The 19,608-nt window shown below is 45.7% G+C and carries 15 protein-coding genes and 1 riboswitch; of the genes, 10 read left to right on the top strand and 5 right to left on the bottom strand.

Translation table 11 applies throughout. The features are described from left to right. Nucleotides 1-32: 32 nt before the first annotated feature. The 5 genes from hydA to J8L84_RS01880 form a co-directional block, all read right to left on the bottom strand. Entirely contained in the window at nucleotides 33-1,484 is a 1,452-nt protein-coding gene (hydA, locus tag J8L84_RS01860; RefSeq protein ID WP_211069192.1) for a dihydropyrimidinase, read from the bottom strand. A gap of 23 nt (nucleotides 1,485-1,507) precedes the next feature. Beyond that, a complete protein-coding gene (locus J8L84_RS01865; protein ID WP_211069193.1) occupies nucleotides 1,508-2,983 on the bottom strand; it encodes an NCS1 family nucleobase:cation symporter-1 in 1,476 nt (491 codons plus the stop codon). Then, on the bottom strand, nucleotides 2,980-4,254 hold the full coding sequence (locus J8L84_RS01870) for a Zn-dependent hydrolase (RefSeq protein ID WP_211069194.1): 1,275 nt from the start codon (nucleotides 4,252-4,254) through the stop codon (nucleotides 2,980-2,982). The genes J8L84_RS01865 and J8L84_RS01870 overlap by 4 nt, the downstream gene beginning before the upstream one ends. Nucleotides 4,255-4,648: 394 nt before the next feature. Next, nucleotides 4,649-6,148, bottom strand: coding sequence for a CoA-acylating methylmalonate-semialdehyde dehydrogenase (locus tag J8L84_RS01875; protein ID WP_211069195.1), 1,500 nt, complete (start codon nucleotides 6,146-6,148; stop codon nucleotides 4,649-4,651). Between the two features lie 44 nt (nucleotides 6,149-6,192). Beyond that, nucleotides 6,193-7,521 carry an aspartate aminotransferase family protein gene (locus J8L84_RS01880; protein WP_062085542.1) on the bottom strand — a complete coding sequence of 443 codons (1,329 nt, stop codon included), beginning with the start codon at nucleotides 7,519-7,521 and terminating at the stop codon, nucleotides 6,193-6,195. Nucleotides 7,522-7,623: 102 nt separating this feature from the next. Here J8L84_RS01880 and J8L84_RS01885 point away from each other — a divergent pair, with 102 nt between their 5' ends. The 10 genes from J8L84_RS01885 (at nucleotide 7,624) to J8L84_RS01930 (ending at nucleotide 18,992) form a co-directional block, all read left to right on the top strand. Continuing rightward, nucleotides 7,624-8,553 carry a LysR family transcriptional regulator gene (locus J8L84_RS01885; protein ID WP_211069196.1) on the top strand — a complete coding sequence of 310 codons (930 nt, stop codon included), beginning with the start codon at nucleotides 7,624-7,626 and terminating at the stop codon, nucleotides 8,551-8,553. A 117-nt stretch (nucleotides 8,554-8,670) separates the two neighbouring features. Continuing rightward, a complete protein-coding gene (locus J8L84_RS01890; RefSeq protein WP_211069197.1) occupies nucleotides 8,671-9,300 on the top strand; it encodes a TetR family transcriptional regulator C-terminal domain-containing protein in 630 nt (209 codons plus the stop codon). A gap of 329 nt (nucleotides 9,301-9,629) precedes the next feature. Further along, nucleotides 9,630-10,787 carry a 7,8-didemethyl-8-hydroxy-5-deazariboflavin synthase CofG gene (gene cofG, locus J8L84_RS01895; protein ID WP_211069198.1) on the top strand — a complete coding sequence of 386 codons (1,158 nt, stop codon included), beginning with the start codon at nucleotides 9,630-9,632 and terminating at the stop codon, nucleotides 10,785-10,787. Next, nucleotides 10,780-12,132, top strand: a complete 1,353-nt coding sequence (gene cofH, locus J8L84_RS01900) for a 5-amino-6-(D-ribitylamino)uracil--L-tyrosine 4-hydroxyphenyl transferase CofH (RefSeq protein WP_211069199.1) — start codon at nucleotides 10,780-10,782, stop codon at nucleotides 12,130-12,132. Before cofG ends, cofH begins: the two co-directional genes overlap by 8 nt. Beyond that, nucleotides 12,129-13,085, top strand: a complete 957-nt coding sequence (gene cofD / locus J8L84_RS01905; RefSeq protein WP_211069200.1) for a 2-phospho-L-lactate transferase — start codon at nucleotides 12,129-12,131, stop codon at nucleotides 13,083-13,085. The genes cofH and cofD overlap by 4 nt, the downstream gene beginning before the upstream one ends. Continuing rightward, nucleotides 13,078-13,689, top strand: a complete 612-nt coding sequence (gene cofC, locus J8L84_RS01910) for a 2-phospho-L-lactate guanylyltransferase (RefSeq protein WP_211069201.1) — start codon at nucleotides 13,078-13,080, stop codon at nucleotides 13,687-13,689. Before cofD ends, cofC begins: the two co-directional genes overlap by 8 nt. Nucleotides 13,690-13,699: 10 nt before the next feature. Further along, nucleotides 13,700-14,482, top strand: a complete 783-nt coding sequence (gene cofE, locus J8L84_RS01915) for a coenzyme F420-0:L-glutamate ligase (protein ID WP_211069202.1) — start codon at nucleotides 13,700-13,702, stop codon at nucleotides 14,480-14,482. Beyond that, nucleotides 14,479-15,159, top strand: coding sequence for an NADPH-dependent F420 reductase (npdG, locus tag J8L84_RS01920; RefSeq protein ID WP_211069203.1), 681 nt, complete (start codon nucleotides 14,479-14,481; stop codon nucleotides 15,157-15,159). The genes cofE and npdG overlap by 4 nt, the downstream gene beginning before the upstream one ends. A gap of 115 nt (nucleotides 15,160-15,274) precedes the next feature. After that, on the top strand, nucleotides 15,275-16,276 hold the full coding sequence (locus J8L84_RS01925) for a TIGR03842 family LLM class F420-dependent oxidoreductase (RefSeq protein ID WP_057794832.1): 1,002 nt from the start codon (nucleotides 15,275-15,277) through the stop codon (nucleotides 16,274-16,276). 397 nt (nucleotides 16,277-16,673) lie between these two features. Beyond that, nucleotides 16,674-18,992, top strand: coding sequence for a TonB-dependent receptor (locus tag J8L84_RS01930; protein WP_247670488.1), 2,319 nt, complete (start codon nucleotides 16,674-16,676; stop codon nucleotides 18,990-18,992). Nucleotides 18,993-19,396: 404 nt separating this feature from the next. After that, nucleotides 19,397-19,510: riboswitch (TPP riboswitch) on the top strand. Nucleotides 19,511-19,608 lie beyond the last annotated feature (98 nt).

Raw genomic sequence — 19,608 nt, forward strand, 5'->3', positions numbered from 1 at the left:
TTGACTGGCCTTTTTCTTTATTATTGTCCGTTTTACGCTGAAGTGCGGTCTACCGCTTTAGGTTCGGCCAATGCCTTACGCTTTTGTAGAGACTGATAAAATGGTGCATAAGTAGGACGCATAACGTATTTACCGTCACCTGCCTTCGCTAATAACTCACCGTTTTGCCACGCGATATTACCGTTACAAATAGTCATCACAGGTACACCTGTAATTTCCATCCCTTCAAAGATATTGGTTTCGATATTAGACATATGGGTTTCAGCAGAAATTACTTTTGTGCCTTTCGGATCCCATATCACTAAATCGGCATCGGAGCCTTCCCGTACCGCGCCTTTGGCCGGGTACATATTGAAGATTTTAGCCGCATTGGTAGAAGTAACTGCGACAAACTCATTAGGAGTAATTTTGCCGCCGTTCACACCTTTTTCCCACAATACTGCCAAGCGCTCTTCTACCCCAGCAGTGCCGTTTGGAATTTGGGTGAAGTTGTCTTTACCCATGGCTTTTTGTTCGTTACAAAAAGCGCAGTGATCGGTAGCGGTAGTTTGCAACGTACCCGCTTGCAAGGCTTTCCATAGCACGTCTTGGTGTTTCTTAGGACGAAATGGCGGGCTCATTACGTGGGCTGCTGCGCGTTCCCAACTTACATCTTGATACACACTATCATCTACCGTTAAATGCCCAGCTAATACTTCACCATAAACGTGGTGCCCGCGCTGCTGTGCATAACGAATCGCATCAACCGACTCTTCTACCGAGCAATGCACTAAATACAGAGGTGCGCCTAGAGTTTCAGCAATGCTAATAGCACGGTAAGCCGCTTCACCTTCAACCATGGGTGGACGAGATAGCGGATGGGCTTCTGGCCCAGTAATGCCTTTATCCATTAGCTGTTGTTGTAAGTGGTACACCAATTCACCGTTTTCAGCATGAACCGTGGCAATAGCACCAAGTTCCATACATCGGGTAAAGCTTGATACTAAAATATCATCGGTGGCCATAATGGCGTTTTTATACGCCATAAAGTGCTTAAAGCTATTAATACCGTATTCAGTAGCGAGGGTTTCCATATCTTTGTGAACACTGTCATCCCACCACGTTATAGCCACATGGAAGGTGTAGTTTGACATGGATTTTTCAGACCAATCTCGCCACTGCTGATAGGCTTCCATTAATGGCTGACCTGGGCTTGGGATAACGAAATCGATAATAGTCGTGGTGCCACCAGCAAGGGCGGCAGCTGTACCAGAAGCAAAGTCATCGGCGGCTACCGTGCCCATAAATGGCAATTGCATATGGGTGTGCGGATCGATACCACCTGGCATGATTAGCTTTTCAGATACATCAACAATTTCTACATCTGTGTCTTCTACAGAAAGGTCTTCGCCAATCTTAGTAATTTTGCCGTCTTCGCAAAGTACATCGGCTTTGTAAGTCATTTCGTGGGTAACGACGGTCCCACCGCGTAATAATATGGCCATTTTTGTGTCCTTTTCGCTTTAAATTATGAAGCTTTTGCTAGTTCACCAACGTTCGTGTTCACGGTGTTAACTAGCTTGCCTGCAGCAAAGTAATAAATGATGGCGCCCGAAATAGAACCGGTAAACCAGCCGTAGCTATAGAACCACGTTAGTACATCTGCGGTTATGGCTAGCAAGGTAATACCTACTGGAATTAAAAAGGCAACAAAACCGGCCCAATTCACTTTCGGGTAGGCAGCACTGCTGGTGTAAAGTGCCGCTACATCTAGTTCTTGTTTTCTAATTAGGAAGTAATCAACAATCATAATGCCCGCAATAGGGCCTAATAAGCTTGAATAGCCAAGTAGCCAATTTGAGTACAAGCTATCTACGCTTACGTCAGATTCAATAAGCCCAGCTTTTTTCAGTAGCTCCCAACTCATCAATAACACGCCAACTATGCCAGTCAGTAGTACACCACGGGTGTGGTTAATATACTTAGGGGCAATATTTTGAAAGTCGTTGGTGGGCGATACTACATTTGCGGCGGTGTTCGTAGATAAGGTCGCTACAATGATAAGTAACATGGCTATAGCCACAAAAAATGGGCTATCGATATGACCTATTAAGGTAACAGGATCTGAAACTGTTTCGCCTACCAGCGTGGTAGATGCTGAAGTTAACAACACACCCAGGGCGGCAAACATAAACATGGTAAGGGGTAAGCCAATAATTTGCCCTGTTACTTGGGCTTTTTGGCTTTTCGCGTAACGACTGAAATCAGGAATATTCAGCGACAATGTTGCCCAAAAACCTACCATGGCGGTAAGCCCTGCAAAGAAGTAACTAAAGAAGCCAGCATCTTCCGGCCTTGTGCCTGGGGTAGCCAACACCTCGGTTACCGATACTTTGTCGCTTGCCCACCAAATAAGCCCAGCACCTACTATTAAGAGCAAAGGGGCAGCTAGGGTTTCTAACCATTTAATCGACTCTGAACCTTTAATAACGATAAATACGTTTAACGCACCAAAAGCAAAAAAGCCTATTACTTCCCCTAGGCCGCCAAGCTGTGCCCAACCGTCTGAAATAGAAGATAGAAACAAGTGTATGGCAAGGCCGCCGAACATGGTTTGAATGCCAAACCAGCCGCAGGCCACAAAACCTCGAATTAAGCAGGGAATGTTAGAGCCTACAATTCCAAACGACGAGCGCAGTACTACCGGAAAAGGGATACCGAACTTAGTCCCAGGAAATGCATTTAACGTAAGCGGAATAAGTACCACTATGTTCGCTAGCAAAATAGTGAACAAGGCTTCCATTACCGACAAACCAAAGTACGTGGTTAATACTCCGCCTAGGGTATAGGTAGGCACACAAACCGCCATTCCTACCCAAAGTGCGGCGATATTTCCCGTACCCCAAGTACGCTCCGATAATTTAGTCGGCGCGAGATCTTCGTTAAAATAATCGCTCTCGGTTACCGATTTACTGAGTGCGATTTCACTAATTTCTGCACTCATACGCTCGCTCCCTCATCTTCAGCAACTGGGGCTCCGGCAGCTTCAGCAATACGCTTGCTGGCGGTTAGCATGGTATGAAGCAATACGTTTGCGCCGTCTTCACACTGCTCTGGGCTAGAGTATTCAATTTCGTTGTGGCTGATGCCGTTTTCACATGGAGTGAAAATCATGCCCGCTGGTACTAGATCTGCCATGTAACAAGCATCGTGACCAGCGCCGGCGTAGATATCCATGTGTGAATACCCTAAGTTTTCAGTAGCGGCTTTTACATCGTCCGAGGCATTAAATTCAACTGGCGCAAAATACCAGAAGTTATCCACGGTGATTTCCAAGTTACGTTCTTTGGCTACCGAGTCGCAGTAAGCCACGAACTCTTCATGCATGGTGGCCAACACTTCGGGGTTAGGGTTACGTAAATCGGCGCTAAACTTCACGTTTCCTGGAATAGTATTTCGTGAATTAGGATAAACTTGCATGAAACCTACAGTGCCAAGGCCGTTATCATAACGGTTAGCTATCGACTCGATTTCTGCCACAATTTTACCTGTGGCTACCATTGCGTCTTTGCGTAAATGCATTGGCGTGGTGCCAGAATGAGATTCTTGGCCTTGTATTTCTACGTTGTACCAGCGAATACCTTGGCCTAAACGTACTACACCAATGCGCTTTTCTTCATCTTCTAATATTGGGCCTTGCTCGATATGGGCTTCAAAGAATGCCCCTATGTTGCGGCTTCCTAATTCTTCTTCACCTAAGTAGCCTATGCGAGCCAGTTCATCGCCCAAACGTAAACCGTTTACGTCTGTTTTATCTAGTTCTTCTTGCAAATCAAAGCGGCCTACATAGACACCCGAACCTTGCATGGCAGGCTGAAAGCGTGAGCCTTCTTCGTTAGTCCAAACGCTCACTTCAATTGGCGTTGGAGTAGTAATATTGTTTTCATGCAGGGTGCGAAGTACTTCAACGCCGGATAATACACCAAATACGCCGTCGAACTTTCCGCCTGTAGGCTGAGTATCTAAGTGGCTTCCGGTTGCCACTGAAGGTAGTTCGTTATTGATACCAGGGCGTTTAGCAAAAATATTACCGAACTTATCTATGCTAATTTCACATCCAGTGGCTTCACACCATGCGCAAAACAAGTCTCGAGCTTGCTTGTCTAGATCTGTGCCGGCTAAGCGATTACATCCGCCCTTTTCAGTGCCGCCAATTTCGCCCATTTCCATCAGGCTGTCCCATAATCTTTGACTATTAATTCTAAGCTTATCCATTGTTTTGTCCTCGCAGGTGGAAGGTATTCCTATTAACACTTTGCCCCAAGTTAGCTCAACGAACGTACTATAAGAGTGCAATCTTGATAACTTTATTTACCAAACGGTAAATAAATTTTTTCTCTGATTTTATGCTGATTGTTCACTATTTATTATGTATCGCTACTGTTGCTGAGACGCCTAAAGCAAAGGGCGTGATTATTCTTTTGTCTAATGCGCTGTTTTATTTTTAGGCGCTTACTTAATACCGGTAAAACGATAAAAATTGACCGAATGGTAAATCTTTATATTTTGAGCTTTCAACATTTATGCCAGCGGTCGTACTAGAGGCCGTGCACCGGTTTTTTATGACCAACAAAGTTCGCTGATATAGCGAACTTTGTTGGTTTAAATACTAGTTACTTGGGAAAGAAAATTGACTGCCTTCACGCAGGTTCGTTGAAGGCCAGCGTTGTGTAATGGCTTTTCTGCGCGTGTAGAAACGGACAGAATCTGGCCCGTAAGCATGTAAGTCACCAAACAATGAGCGCTTCCACCCACCAAAGCTGTGGTATGAAACCGGCACAGGTAATGGCACGTTTACACCCACCATGCCTACTTGAACTTGGTCGATAAAGAAGCGTGCAGCTTCGCCATCACGAGTGAAGATACAAGTACCATTTCCGTATTCGTGCTCGTTAATTAGCTCAAGTGCCGTTTGCATATCCGGTACACGTAGCATCACAAGGACAGGGCCAAAAATCTCTTTTTGGTAAATTTCCATGTGAGGTTTTACTTTGTCGAACAAAGTGGCCCCTAAAAAATAGCCATCTTCAAAACCTTCTACACTGAGCTTTCTACCATCGCTGACTAAATCCGCTTCTTGGTTAACGCCGGAGTCAATGAATCCACTCACGGTATCGAAATGTTGAGCGCTAATTAACGGCCCCATGTCATTGCTGTTATCGTTACCTGCACCCACTTTTAGGGTTTCGATTTGTGCTGATAACCTGTCTCGCAGGGTATCGCCCATTTCATCACCTACTGCAAGCACTACCGATAACGCCATACAGCGTTCGCCGCATGAACCAAACGCAGCACCCATTAGTGCATTCACTACGTTATCAACATCAGCATCTGGCATGACAATCGCGTGGTTTTTAGCACCACCTAACGCTTGGCAACGCTTTCCGTTAGCACTGGCTTTTTGATAAATAGCTTCGGCAACAGGGGTTGAACCTACAAAACTTACCGCTTGAATCGTGGGGTCTTCTAGTAATTGGTCAACGGCAGATTTGTCGCCGTTTACCACGTTAAGCACACCCGGCGGTAAACCGGCTTCTGCCGCAAGTGCTGCAATGTACAACGCGCTGGAAGGGTCTTTTTCAGATGGTTTCAACACAAAGGTGTTGCCACACATGATAGCGCTGGGCCACATCCATAACGGCACCATAGCCGGAAAGTTAAACGGCGTAATACCTGTCACTACACCTAGCGGCTGAAATTCACTCCACGCGTCTATACCTGGGCCCACGTCTTTACTGTGTTCGCCTTTAAGTAATTGAGGCATGCCACAAGCAAACTCAACGTTTTCAATACCACGTTGTAATTCACCTTTGGCATCGTGTAGCACTTTGCCGTGCTCTTCACTGATCAATTCACAAATTTTGTCGCTGTGTTGCTCTAGCAATACTTTCAAGCGAAACATAACCTGTGCACGCTTTGCAGGTGGCGTGGCGCGCCATGCTGGGTACGCCGTTTTCGCTGAATCTATCGCTTTTTGTACCAATGCCGACGACGCCATTTCTACTTGTCCGCACACAGCGCCAGTAGAAGGGTTGTGAATATCAATCAAATTTCCATCTTGCGGCGCTACGTGTTCGCCGTGAATAAAGTGTCCTACCAATGAAGTCATATCTGTGTCTCTTTTTTGCGTAAGTGGATCAAAACGGTAAAAGGCTACTTGCCCATTAGGGTGTCTTGCATCGCGTTAATTAAGGTGTCGATTTCCGTTTTTTCAGTGGTAAACGGAAGGCCTAACTGAATAGTGTCGCCGCCGTAGCGTACGTAAAATCCTTTCTTCCACATGGCGTCAGCAATTTCATAAGGGCGCCTAGCCGGTTCGCCTGGGTAGCTTTCAATGCTAAACCCTGCAGCAAAGCCGAAGTTTCGAATATCGCTAACGAATGGCATGCCTTTTAAGCTATGCACCGCTTCTTCAAAGTAAGGGCTAAGTTCGGCAACACGGCTGACGAGTTTTTCTTGTTCTAAAATATCGAGCGCAGCCATGGCGGCCGCGCAGGCAACAGGGTGGCCTGAATAGGTGTAACCGTGTGGTAATTCAATGTTGTAATCGGCACCGCCAGCGTTAACTACGGTGTCGTAGATAAACTCGCGAGCCAGAACCGCGCCCATAGGAACGGCGCCATTGGTGATTTGCTTGGCCACGTTAATCATATCGGGCACTACATCAAACGCATCGGCGCCGAATAAGCTACCTGTGCGGCCAAAGCCGGTAATCACTTCATCGAAAATAAGCAAAATATCGTGCTGGTTACACAATTCACGTAAACGGCGTAAATAGGCTTTTGGCGGAACAATAACCCCTGCAGAACCACTCATTGGCTCAACAATTACCGCCGCAATATTCGACGCATCATGTAATGCCACCATTTCGATAAGCTCATCAGCAAGCTCTTCACCATAGTTCGGAGCGCCTTTGCAGAATTGATTATTCGGCAGCAAGGTATGTGAAAGGTGATCAGACTCCATGGCTGGCCCCCACATCTTGCGGTTTGCGCCAATACCGCCGAAGCTAATGCCGCCCCAGCTAGCACCGTGATAGCCCTTCGCGCGACCAATAATTCGGGTCTTGGTAGGCTGTCCTTGCTGGCGCCAATAAGCACGAGCAATTTTGGTCGAAGTATCAGCCGCTTCAGAACCTGAGTTAGTGAAAAACACTTTATTGATATCGGCTGGCGCCATGTTGGCTAACCTGTCTGCGAGTTCAAATGCCAGATTGTGGCCGTACTGAAAGGCGGGGGCATAATCTAGCGTTGTTAACTGTTTAGCGACTGCTTCAGCAATTTCAGGGCGGTTGTGCCCTGCGCCGCATGTCCATAACCCAGATAATCCATCAAAGATTTTACGACCATTGTCATCAATGAGGTAATTGCCCTGTGCACCGGTAATCATTTTAGGCGATGCTTTAAACTGGCGATTTGCAGTGTAAGGCATCCACAACGCGTCCATTTGCGGTTGTGATAGCTTGGAAGCCCACTGGGTCATAATTGTTTTCCTATGGTATTTGTTCACTTGGTCTACTTTACCCAGCCACATAAGTTCGATAAATTATAAATATTCAAATCTTACTTTCATAAATATGAAACTATGCGCGCAATCCTTGGAAACCTATCAGACACAGACATTCGCTTATTGAGAGTATTCATAGTGGTAGCACAGGCTGGCGGCCTTTCTGCTGCCGAGCTTGAACTCAATATTGGGCGTTCTACCATTAGCCGGCATTTAAAAGATTTAGAAACCCGGTTAGGCATGGTGCTTTGCCATCGTGGCCGCGGGGGTTTTTCGCTTACCGAAGAGGGCAAGCGAATTTATGAGTCTACACAGCGATTGTTGCTGTCGTTGCAAGACTTTAGAAACGAAGTCAACGATATGCACAGACATTTGCAGGGCAATGTGGTGGTCGCCATGTTCGATAAAACCGTGTCGAACGATGCTTGTAAGGTGAATGAAGCCATTTACACCTATCAACAACAAGCCCCTAATGTGAACGTAGAAATTCATGTGGTGCCAGTAAATACTATTGAGCAGGGAATTTTAGATGGGCGTTATCATATTGGTATTATTCCCACCCACCGCTCTTCTTCAAGTTTGAATTACTTACCCTTGTTTGGTGAGCAAATGCACCTGTATTGCGGAAGAAAACACCCTTTCTACATTGAGCTTGGAGATATTCCCCGTGAAGAAATATGTGAAGCCAAATATGCCGGGCTAAGCTTTCACAGCCCTAATATGGATAAAAGTATGTCTCTGGGGCTCAATAAAATGGCGGTAGCGAACGACCAAGAAGGTATTGCCACACTTATTTCTTCGGGGTGTTATTTAGGCTTCTTGCCTGATCATTATGCGGAATCTTTCGTAAAGAAAGGCCAGATGCGGGCTATCGAACCTAAAAATTTCGCCTATCATTGTGAATTCGCGGCCATCTATCGTAAGTCACCTAAGCCCACACGTTTGGTAGAGCTATTTTTAGAAGCGCTTGCCAAAGAACATGGGAAGGAAGAACCCATTACTATTTAGCATCGCAACTACAATGACTAAGTGACATTCGAGCTTAGTAAGCGGTAAAGAAAACGAAAAAAATAACAGGTGGCAGATGTTAACAACGCCACATGGAAGCGGTAACAGGACATAAAAATGACAAAACCTACAAAGACGCAGGCCAATCGTGCAAAAACAGAGGCCGGAATTCTTCGCGCCGCCGAAGAGGTATTTGCACAAAAAGGGTTTGCTGGCTCTTCAATGGATGCGGTGGCGCAACAAGCCGGTATCTCTAAACAGCTCATTTTGTATTACTTCCCAGGCAAAGATAAGTTGTACCAAGCCGTACTCGAAAACATGATTGATTTATGGCTTGAGAAAATGCAGTTCAATGACGACCCTGAGGCATCTCCAGCCAGTACCATTCGTCAGTACATTCAGCAGAAAATAGAATTATCTCGTGATTATCCCAATGGGTCGAAAGTATTCGCCCATGAAATCATAAACGGCGCACCGGTACTGAAAACGTATTTGATAGAAAATTTAAAGCCTGCGTTTGAACGAGACGTGAAAATTATTGAGCGTTGGATAGCCGCTGGCCACATTCGCCCTGTTGATCCTAAGCATCTGTTTTTTACCATTTGGGCTGCCACACAAACCTATGCCGACTTCTCTACGCAAATTCAATTGCTATTAGGAAAGCCGTCTTTAGATCAAGATGATTTTAACGAGGCCACTGAATTTTTATGCAATTTCGTTTTAAGTGCCCTAGATGCACAACACTAGTGCATAAAAATTAATTTACCCTGCTTTTTTTGGCGCGCTTCATCTTAAAAGCGCGCCTTTTACTTTCTACTCCCCCTATTCCACCACCATCAAAGAAAAACAATAAAACACTGTTATAAAAGAACTTTAAGTATAAAAACCTTATCATTTATACCTATTAAATACCCTACTACCACACCCAATTTGCTCTATTTTGATACACACTTCGCACCAAAAAAACCTGCAAATATTTTCTTTACCATTTGGTAAAAACCGTGGTAAAGATTAAAAAAGCAACAGCCTAAATTGAATATTTAGTGCATTAACTTTACTTGCAGGAGACGCCCATTATGCTATCGCGCCAACACGCCATTGCCCTTGAACATGCAACAGGTTCACAGCTAGATGCACTTTGCGAACAAGCTGCAGGCGTTCGCGATACGCACTGGCCTAACACTCTTACTTACTCACGAAAAATCTTTATTCCGCTGACTAACATGTGTCGGGATACCTGTGGTTATTGCACATTTGTAAAACACCCAGACTCAGGCCAAGCCAATATCTTAAATCCAAGCCAAGTATTGGCTTCCGTTTTAAAAGGCCAAGCCCAAGGGTGTAAAGAAGCCTTGTTCAGCTTGGGCGAAAAACCCGAGAAGCGTTATCGCTACGCGAAAGATTGGTTGGCAACATTGGGCCATACCAGCATGGTTGATTACCTTACCGAAGTGTGCGAGATGGTGCTGGATAAAAGCTTGATGATCCCTCACGTGAATGCAGGAACGTTAACTTTTAACGAACTAAAACAGTTGAAAAACGTAAGCGGCAGCATGGGTATGATGCTCGAATGTACCAGCGACCGTTTGATGAAAAAAGGCCAACCCCATTATGCATGTCCTGACAAGGTACCGGGTATTCGCATAAAGACGCTGGAAGACGCTGGAAAGCTAGATATTCCCTTCACCACCGGCATTCTTATCGGCATTGGTGAAACCTGGGAAGAACGTGTTGATAGCCTCATTGCCATTAATAGCTTGTACCAAGAGTATGGCCATATTCAAGAAGTGATTATTCAGAACTTTCGCGCAAAAGCAGGAACTGCTATGGCCAATGCACCAGAACCTACTCTTGATGACATGCGCCGCACGTTGGCCATGGCTCGGTTAATTTTAGACCCAGCAATTTCACTGCAAGCACCGCCTAATTTAGCCCAAGAATACCCTCATTACATAGCCGCTGGTATTAACGATTGGGGTGGTATTTCACCGTTAACGAAAGACTTTATTAACCCCGAACGTAGCTGGCCGCAAATCACAGAATTGGCAAGTGCTTGCGAGCAACAAGGCTACGCATTGCAAGAGCGTTTAACCGTTTATCCGAAGTACCTACAAGCTGGCGAACGTTACGTTACCAAAGCGCTGCATCAAGCCATGCCTGCTTGGCGCAACGACGGCCTTGCCGTAGAGCAATGTATTGATAACACCACTTTTCAAGGAGTTGCTCATGGGTAACATACTGCAAAACATCACCTCGGTTTCACCTTGCGACTTAACGCCAGCAGGCGACTTCACCTTGCCCTACAGCGATACGCCAATTCAAAGTAAACTAAGCCAGCTGCGCCCTGCTATTGCCCATATTTTACAGCGGGCTTTAGAAGGCAAAATGCTTAACCACGAAGAAGCTGAAGCCTTGTTTTACTGCCAAGGACCGGAAACTGATGCTTTGTTGCACACCGCTGATATTGTGCGTGAATTGCGCACCGGCAATGATGCGTCGTTTGTAATAACTCGCAATATTAATTTTACCAACGTATGCCATATGGGCTGTCAGTTCTGCAACTTCGGGGTGAATAAAAACGCCGGCGATGCAGAGTTTTTAGCCCCTCATCAAGTAGCAGCTAGAGCCAAAGAAGCCCACGCTCGTGGCGCAACTGAAATATGTGTTCAAGGTGGTTTGCATCCTGACTTACCCGCCAGTTTTTACGGCGACTTACTCGATACGGTGTCGTCTACCGTGCCCGATATTCATATTCATGCCTATTCGCCTTTTGAAATTTGGTATGGCGCAATGAAAGGCCGCAAAAGCTACACGGATTTATTAACCGACTTAAAACAGCGCGGCTTGGCATCAATGCCTGGTACGGCTGCTGAAATTCTAGATACTGAAGTAAGACGCAAACTAACTAAAAACAAACTTAGCACCGAAAACTGGCTTAAAATCATCGAAACTGCGCATAACGTTGGGTTACCTACCACGTCCACCATAATGTATGGGCACATAGATGGGCCATCTCACTGGGCCGCACACCTTATTTTATTGCGTGACATGCAAGCGCGAACTGGCGGCTTTACTGAATTTGTTCCGTTAGGCTTTATACATAACGACAGCCCCCTTTATAAGAATAATCCTAGCGAAGTAAGAACCGGCCCAACTGCCGATGAGCACTTCAAAATGCACGCCATTGCGCGATTAGTATTACAAGGCTATATCGATAACATTCAAGCCTCATGGGTAAAAATGGGCCCCGATATGGCGTCGAAAGTGCTTCGTGCAGGCGCCAATGATTTGGGCGGCACCCTAATGAACGAGAGTATTTCTCGTGCAGCTGGGGCTAGCCACGGCCAAGAAATTGTCCCTCGGGATATGGTGAACTTTATCCAGCGCGCTGGGCTAAATGCACATCAGCGTAATACTTTGTACGACGTAATTACCCCGTACGGCCGTGACAAAAAGCCTGCTCACCAAGCGGCACTTGTGGGCTCAGAAACTGCTAGCCCCGCAGCCCCACTAAAAGACACAACAGCCTTTAGCCCTTTTAACGCAGCATCTCACATTCCCGTGAAGGTAAGCGCATGAAAAACATTGTGTTGTTAGCCGGCGGCGTAGGCGGTGCAAAAGCCGCTAAAGGACTTTATCAATCTGCCTACAAAGAGAACCTAACCATTATTGGCAATGTGGGTGACGACGACGAGTTTCACAATTTATGGGTATCGCCCGACCTAGATACACTTACCTACACATTAGCGAACGAAGTAAATCCAGTTACTGGTTGGGGGCTGCAAAACGACAGCTGCCGTATATTGTCTCGGCTTGCACAGTTTGGCTCAAGCACCTGGATGCACTTAGGGGATATGGATATTGCTACCCATATTTTTAGAAGTGCTAAGCGGGCTGAAGGGACTAGCATGACGGCAATCACGCGCCAAATTACTACCCGATTAGGTATTACCGTCCCTTTGCTGCCAGCTACCGACGATACCCTGCAAACTCGTCTTGAAACTGAAAATGGCTGGGTAGATTTTCAGACGTATTTTGTACACCAACGCTGCGAAGCTAACGTAACCAATATTGCGTACGAAGGGGCAAATCTTGCTTCTGCTACACCTGAAGTGTTGGCGGCCATTAGCGCTGCTGACATTATCGTTTTTGCCCCTAGCAACCCATTACTCAGTATTGCTCCCATGCTAGCTATACCCCAATTTCGCGATGCAATAGCAGCAAGCGACGCCACGAAAATTGCGGTGTCACCACTTATTGGTGGCAAAGCCATAAAAGGCCCAGCTGAAAAACTACTACAGCAAATGCGTTATACACCTGGTAACAAGGGCATCGCTGAGTTTTACCAAGACCTTTGCGATGTATTGGTCATTGATAATCAAGATGAAGGCGATACAGACGTCGTCGAAAGCTGCGGCTTATACGCCCACTGTACTAAAACCTTGATGAAATCAGATCAAGACAAAGTAGCCCTAATGGAAGAGGTTATTTCGGCGGCCACCGCTTATCAACCGGAGGTGCCTTGTGCATAAACTATGCGTTGTTATTCCAATGAAAGATCCTGCATTCAGCAAGCAGCGTTTGTCACCACATTTGCCTGCCAGCGTGCGCAAGGCCTTGGCCATTAAGCTGTTTAAGAAAACCGTTATGTCGTTAAACGGTTCATTTCCACAATGGCAAAAACTGGTCGTAACGCCGTCGCTTTACATCGCCGATTTAGCCACCAGCTTGGGCTGCAAAGTGATATTTGAAGCCAAAGGCAGCAACTTAAACACAGCCTTGGCGCAAGCCACCGAATGGAGCATGTCGAATGGCTTTAGCCACCAACTTATCTTGCCTGCAGATATTGCTCGGCTAGAGGAAAAAGAGCTGAATTCTATTGCGGCGCTTGCTTCAGGCGACACCTCGGTAGTCATTGGCAGTGCGTATGATGGCGGCACCAACGCACTATGCACCACGCCCCCTAACGCTATTGATTTTGCATTTGGTAAATCATCATCTTATGAGCACCATCAGGCAGCCATGGAAAAAGGCTTAAAGTGCGTGACCGTTCAGCCTAAATACTTAAGTCAAGACATCGACCATCCAGACGATCTTCGTCACGTGAATGACGTTGTCGATTCTTTGATTGCTTAAGGTAGAAAATATGCGAGCACTTACCATCAATACCATAGAAGGCTTACCGGATATTCGCGAAGGCGACAATCTTGTGGGCTTGATAATTGAAAAGCTTACCGCACAGCAACAGGTTTTGCGTGAAAGCGATGTACTGGTTATAGCCCAAAAAATCATATCAAAAGCCGAAGGCGCAGTTTGCCATATTGACGATATTACTCCTACCGAAGAAGCCATCGACGTGGCTGAAAAGGTAAATAAAGACCCTCGTAAAGTTACCGTCATTCTGTCCGAATCTACCCGCTTGGTAAAAGTGCATAAACACCCTGCGGCCAACGAAGGGATTATTATAACCGAGCACAGATTAGGTCATATAAGTGCCAATGCTGCGGTGGATGAATCGAATACCGACAACCCAGGCGAACTGATTTTATTGCCTAAAGACCCTGATGCCAGCGCTCGCATTATTGCTGAAGGCTTATGCAAATATTACGGCGCACCAAAGCACAGTATTGGGGTAGTGATAAGCGACACCTTTGGCCGCCCATGGCGTTTAGGCCAAACCAACGTGGCCATTGGCGTAGCGAATGTGCCTGCGCTAAACCCACTTTATGGTGAATGTGATGCGTGGGGTCGCCCCCTAAAAGTTACCGCACCAGCCCTTGCCGATGAACTTGCCGCAGCCTCAGGCTTGTTGATGAGTAAACAAGGTAAGTGCCCCGTTATTTTATTTAAAGGGCTTGAATGGGAAAGTAACCCAGACAGTAAAGCCTCAGACCTGTTAAGACCAACCCAAGAGGATTTATTCGCATGAAGATTGCTATTTTAGGCGGCACTGGCCCGCAAGGCTCAGGGCTAGCAAAACGCTTCGCCCTAGCGGGAATAGACGTTGTTATTGGTTCACGAGACGGTGAACGGGCAGCAGAAAAAGCCATAGCACTACAAGAATCTATTGCATCGGCAAGTACTGCTACCACTGGCACCATCAGCGGCACTGATACTATTGCAGCCACATCGGCGGCTGATGAATTCGTGATTATCTCAGTACCCTGGGCCGCGCATCACGCTACGTTAGATCAAATCCGCCCATTGCTTCGCGACAAAGTTGTTATCGACATTGTTGTGCCTTTAGCTGAAAACAACCCTAAAGCAGTTGCTATGCCACCAGAAGGCTCGGCCACAGAGTCTGCACAAGCACTATTGGGAGACGACTATGCCGTAGTAGGAGCACTTCATAATGTCTCAGCTGTCACCCTTAACAACCTTGAGCAAAGCATTAACTGCGACATTTTGGTGTGCGGTAATCAACTAGAAGCTAAAAACAAAGTGATTGGATTGCTAGATAGCTTAGGCGTGCAAAGTTACAACGCTGGCCTAGCGGAAAGTGCACGCTGTATTGAAGCCATTACCCCTATTTTAATTCGCTTAAACATATCCAAAGCAGTGCCATTTAGTCATGCGGGGATTCGTATTTGCCCGCCAGATCATTAAACCGCGATGTGAAAAACAATGTAAGCCGCTAGTGATTAGCTACTCGTTGTTAGCGGCTAAATAAATTAAGCAAAGACACGTATTAAACAAAATAGAAAAAGCAGAGGAAGAACTCATGGAATTTGGTATCACTTTTAAAGGCTTTGTTAGCCCAGATCGTGCCCGTAAGTTAGTAAAAATGGCTGAAGAAGCCGGTTTCGATTATTGCTGGTTTTACGATTCGCACATTCTTTGGCGTGAGTCATTCGTGGCAATGGCAATGTGTATGGAGCACACCACCAAAATGCGCTTTGGCCCGTGTGTAACCAACCCTAACGTACGTGATTGGTCGGTAGCGGCAAGTTTGTACGCCAGTTTGGCACTACAAAGTAATGGCCGTTTCGACATTGGTTTAGGCCGGGGCGATTCTTCTATGCGCGTAATGGGTAAAAAGCCTGCGAACCTCGCCCGCTTAACCGAATTCACTCATAAAGTGAAAGCCATGGTGCGCGGTGAAGAAGTCATGTACGGCGAATGCGAAAAGCCGGTTAAATTCCCATGGGCAACAGGCTATGAACTACCTGTATGGGTAGGCGCTTATGGCCCGAAAGCCCTAGCAGTAGCTGGCGAGCATGGCGATGGCGTTATTCTTCAAATTGGTGACCCCGATTTGGTGCAGTGGTTTGGCCAGCAGTGCCAAGATGCAGGGAACAAAGTTGAGCGCGACATGAGCAACTTTAAAGTACAAGCCGCTGCGCCTGCTTATTTCGGTGATATGGAAACCTGTATTGAAAAAACCAAATGGTTCCCAGCCATGGTAGGTAATCACGTAGCTGACATTGTTGAAAAATACGGTACAGATTCAGGCTTAGTACCAAAAAGCTTAACCGATTATATTGAACAACGTCGTGGCTACGATTATTCGAAGCATGGTCAAAGTGATAACCCTTACCTAGACTTTATTACTGACGACATCGTAAAAAGCTTCTGTGTATTGGGTGAAGCTGAAGATCACATTACTAAAATCCAAGCGCTTAAAAACGCTGGAACCACGCAATTTAATATCTATTTAGATAACGGTGATGAAGAAAATATTATCACTCGTTACGGCAAAGAAGTTATCCCTGCTTTCCGCTAAATTCGATGACTAGCCTAGGGCAAGTTTCACGTAAATTATTGTCATTTAATTTGCGCGTAACTTAGCCCTACGCTATCGCATTTTCTTATACCCATATCAACTAATCCTTCACCCCAAAACAGCTTTGACGCCCCAAAACCCTCACTTTATCTATAAATATTATCTACTTAAGAACAAACCGTTCGAAGTAACCAATACTGTCTTATTGTTAATATATTGTAAATTTAGGAAAGTAAGTGCCGCTTAGTTTCATAAACATGAAACATGACTTCGACACATGAATATTTACCCCTTGGTAAAACCCCTTTAGTTTCGTTAGAACAAAAGTTAATCAAATAAAAAACAAAAAAATACTTCTATGTAGTTTGTAGATGTAACAACAACAAGAAGGGAACACATGATGAAATCGAAACAGACGCTATGCGCTTTAGCAATAGGATTAGCACTTCAATCTTCATACACTGCAGCAGCAGATTCGGTGGTACTTGAAAAAATTACGGTTACTTCGCAAAAGCGTGAGCAATACATAAACGATGTAAGTATTGCGGTAACTGCATTTAGTGGCGAACAGATGGAGTCATTGGGCTTTGAAAGCAGCACCGACCTCATTGCATTTACGCCAGGTGTTTCCCTAGCTGGTGATATTGGTGGTCAACGTGCCATCTTTAACATTCGTGGTGTGGTACAAAACGATTACGCCGACATTGCTGAAGCACCTGTAGCGGTTTACGTAGATGGCGGGTATTTAGCCAGTACACAAGCGCAAACATTTGGTTTATTCGATATATCTCGTGTTGAAATATTAAAAGGCCCTCAAGGCACCCTTTTTGGCCGTAACGCCACTGGCGGTATGGTAAATACGATTACTGCTAAGCCTACTGAAGAAGTGGAAGGCTACGCTGAACTTACCTTTGCCAGTTTCGAGCAAAAACGCTTTGAAGGCGCAGTATCTGGTGCACTAAGCGATAAAGTATCTGGCCGTATTTCTGTTATGGCCAACAGAATGGGTAACATTTTAGAAAACGTATACGAAGATGAAGCAGCGCCAGATACTCGCGCCGGAAGCATTGGCGGCGGTGAAGACGGTTACAACGATGACACCAAAGCGTTTCGCGCGCAGTTAAACTTCGATTTAAGTGCGAATTCAAATTTATTAGTTAGCGCAAACTGGGCCGATACCACAAAAAGTGAAGGCCCTTATCAAGTGGTGAATACCACAGAAGTTAAAGACGCTGCAGGTAATGTTATCGATGTTATTTATGCCGCTGATGATCCACTAGGCTGTGACACTATTCAAGCTGGGGCTTGTGTAGACGGAAACTTTAACGGCGACCCACTGCGCCCAGTTCAAGGCGGTGATTTCAACGGTAACATCGACCCTGATGGCAGCGGCGAGAAAGTAAATAAAGATTTCGCTTTTGACGATCAAAACAAAATTAAGTCTCGCGGCCTAGCGGCAACCTATGAATATGACTTCGATGACTTCACCTTTACCTCGGTGACCGACTGGAAAAACTTCACCCGTGTTATCGGCCTAGATTCGGATCAAACCGCGTCACCAGAATTGATTTTCCAGTCAGATGGCGACATTACCCAGTTCAGTGAAGAGTTGCGAGTAAGCGGCAACACCATGAACAGTAAATGGGTAGCAGGTTTTTATTACTTAAGCATTGAAACCGACTACTTACAAGGTCTAGCAGCAAGCCCAACGGGTGGTTATTTAGCCGGTGAAGAGCAAAATACATTAGCCACTATCGATACCGATTCATACTCAGTATTTGGGCAAATCGACTACGATTTAACCGACGAACTCGTACTAGTATCGGGCTTACGTTTAGTACGTGAAAATAAGTCGATGGACGGCCAATTGCGCCAAAACGCTAACTTGGTAGACCGAGATATTGAAGTAGATTACAGCCTTGATCCATTGGTAGATGTAGCCATGGATAACGATGAAACCATGTGGTCTGCAAAGCTTCAGTTAGACTATAAACCAAACTCAGACACCCTATTGTACGCGGGTATCAACCGAGGCGTAAAAGCAGGTAACTTCAACGCGCCTTTAGGCGGTAGTTTTAGCACCTACGACGCCGAAGTACTTCTCGCCTATGAAGCAGGTGCTAAGCTAACTTTAATGGACGGCAAAGCACAATTAAACAGCAGTATTTTCTACTATGACTACTCTGATTATCAGTCGTTCTCATGGGTAAACAATGCCGGTGTGGTTTTCAACGAAGACGCCCAATTTACCGGTGCTGAAGTTGAACTACTATTAAACCCCATTGATGCGTTAGACATCATGTTTGGCGTGTCTTACACCGATGCAGTGGTAGAAGATTTAGAAGTGGCTTCAGGCGTATTTGTAGACACCACTCCACCGTATACACCTGAATGGCAATCATCTGGTTTAGTACGCTATACGTGGGATATAGACAGCGGCAGCGTTGCGGCATTGGTAAGCGGTTCATACCAGTCAGAATCTTTCCACAATGCTCGTAACTTTACGGCGCATACCATCGAAAGCCACTTCAAAGCCGATGCTCGCATTACCTGGACTGACAAAGAAGATTTATGGAGCGTAGCCGCTTACGTAGATAACTTGACCGATTCAGATCACGAATTAATTGGTTTTGACGTATCAGGCTTCTACGGTACTTCGCAAATTTCTTACGCTAAGCCACGCACTTACGGCGTTACCGTTAGACGTAATTTCTAATCGATGAAAGGTTAGCTGCGGATACAAATATAAAACCGCTCAACGAACATCCTGTAAGCAAAGGCCCCTTTTAGGGGCCTTTTTATCGTTTATTTACATGAATATAATTTAATCACACTTAACCACTTATACCTTCCCTCCCTTTAGCAAACAATAGCGAACTCACCTTAGAAACCTTCTGCAGCATCGATGCTGCCAGCAGAGGCCCTACACATCCCTCCCTCTCTAAAACTTCAAGGTTTGCTAGAGGGGGAGGGTGTGTTTCTCAGAAACCTTCTACAGCATGGATGCTGTAGAGAGGCCCCATGGAAGGGTCTACGCCGTGTTTCTGAGGAACACACCCTCCCCCAACCACGCCAAATCAAGGCTTGAAATTTCAATTTCTTTCGCTTTATACTAAATACAGTTACTTGTCGGAGTGCTCAACTGAATTAACCCAGTGAGCTGAGACCGCGAAAGCGGGATCCGTTGAACCTGATCAGGCTAATACCTGCGAAGGGAACAAGAAAGTACAAAGTGGTAAGTCGTAAATTGTAAAAGTGAAACCATGTAGTATGGCAAGAATTTATCCTTAGGGATTTTGCCTGCACCACCGGTTATGCTTTTGCGCCTTTTG

Origin of the sequence: Alteromonas sp. MMG017, assembly GCF_018100795.1 — a bacterium.
In the GTDB taxonomy this organism is placed as follows: Bacteria; Pseudomonadota; Gammaproteobacteria; order Enterobacterales; family Alteromonadaceae; genus Alteromonas.

Coding starts and splice junctions, on each gene's coding strand:
- hydA (WP_211069192.1), bottom strand. CDS start 1,484: ATGGCCATATTATTACGCGGTGGGACCGTCGTTACCCACGAAATGACT.
- J8L84_RS01865 (WP_211069193.1), bottom strand. CDS start 2,983: ATGAGTGCAGAAATTAGTGAAATCGCACTCAGTAAATCGGTAACCGAG.
- J8L84_RS01870 (WP_211069194.1), bottom strand. CDS start 4,254: ATGGATAAGCTTAGAATTAATAGTCAAAGATTATGGGACAGCCTGATG.
- J8L84_RS01875 (WP_211069195.1), bottom strand. CDS start 6,148: ATGACTTCATTGGTAGGACACTTTATTCACGGCGAACACGTAGCGCCG.
- J8L84_RS01880 (WP_062085542.1), bottom strand. CDS start 7,521: ATGACCCAGTGGGCTTCCAAGCTATCACAACCGCAAATGGACGCGTTG.
- J8L84_RS01885 (WP_211069196.1), top strand. CDS start 7,624: ATGCGCGCAATCCTTGGAAACCTATCAGACACAGACATTCGCTTATTG.
- J8L84_RS01890 (WP_211069197.1), top strand. CDS start 8,671: ATGACAAAACCTACAAAGACGCAGGCCAATCGTGCAAAAACAGAGGCC.
- cofG (WP_211069198.1), top strand. CDS start 9,630: ATGCTATCGCGCCAACACGCCATTGCCCTTGAACATGCAACAGGTTCA.
- cofH (WP_211069199.1), top strand. CDS start 10,780: ATGGGTAACATACTGCAAAACATCACCTCGGTTTCACCTTGCGACTTA.
- cofD (WP_211069200.1), top strand. CDS start 12,129: ATGAAAAACATTGTGTTGTTAGCCGGCGGCGTAGGCGGTGCAAAAGCC.
- cofE (WP_211069202.1), top strand. CDS start 13,700: ATGCGAGCACTTACCATCAATACCATAGAAGGCTTACCGGATATTCGC.
- npdG (WP_211069203.1), top strand. CDS start 14,479: ATGAAGATTGCTATTTTAGGCGGCACTGGCCCGCAAGGCTCAGGGCTA.
- J8L84_RS01925 (WP_057794832.1), top strand. CDS start 15,275: ATGGAATTTGGTATCACTTTTAAAGGCTTTGTTAGCCCAGATCGTGCC.
- J8L84_RS01930 (WP_247670488.1), top strand. CDS start 16,674: ATGATGAAATCGAAACAGACGCTATGCGCTTTAGCAATAGGATTAGCA.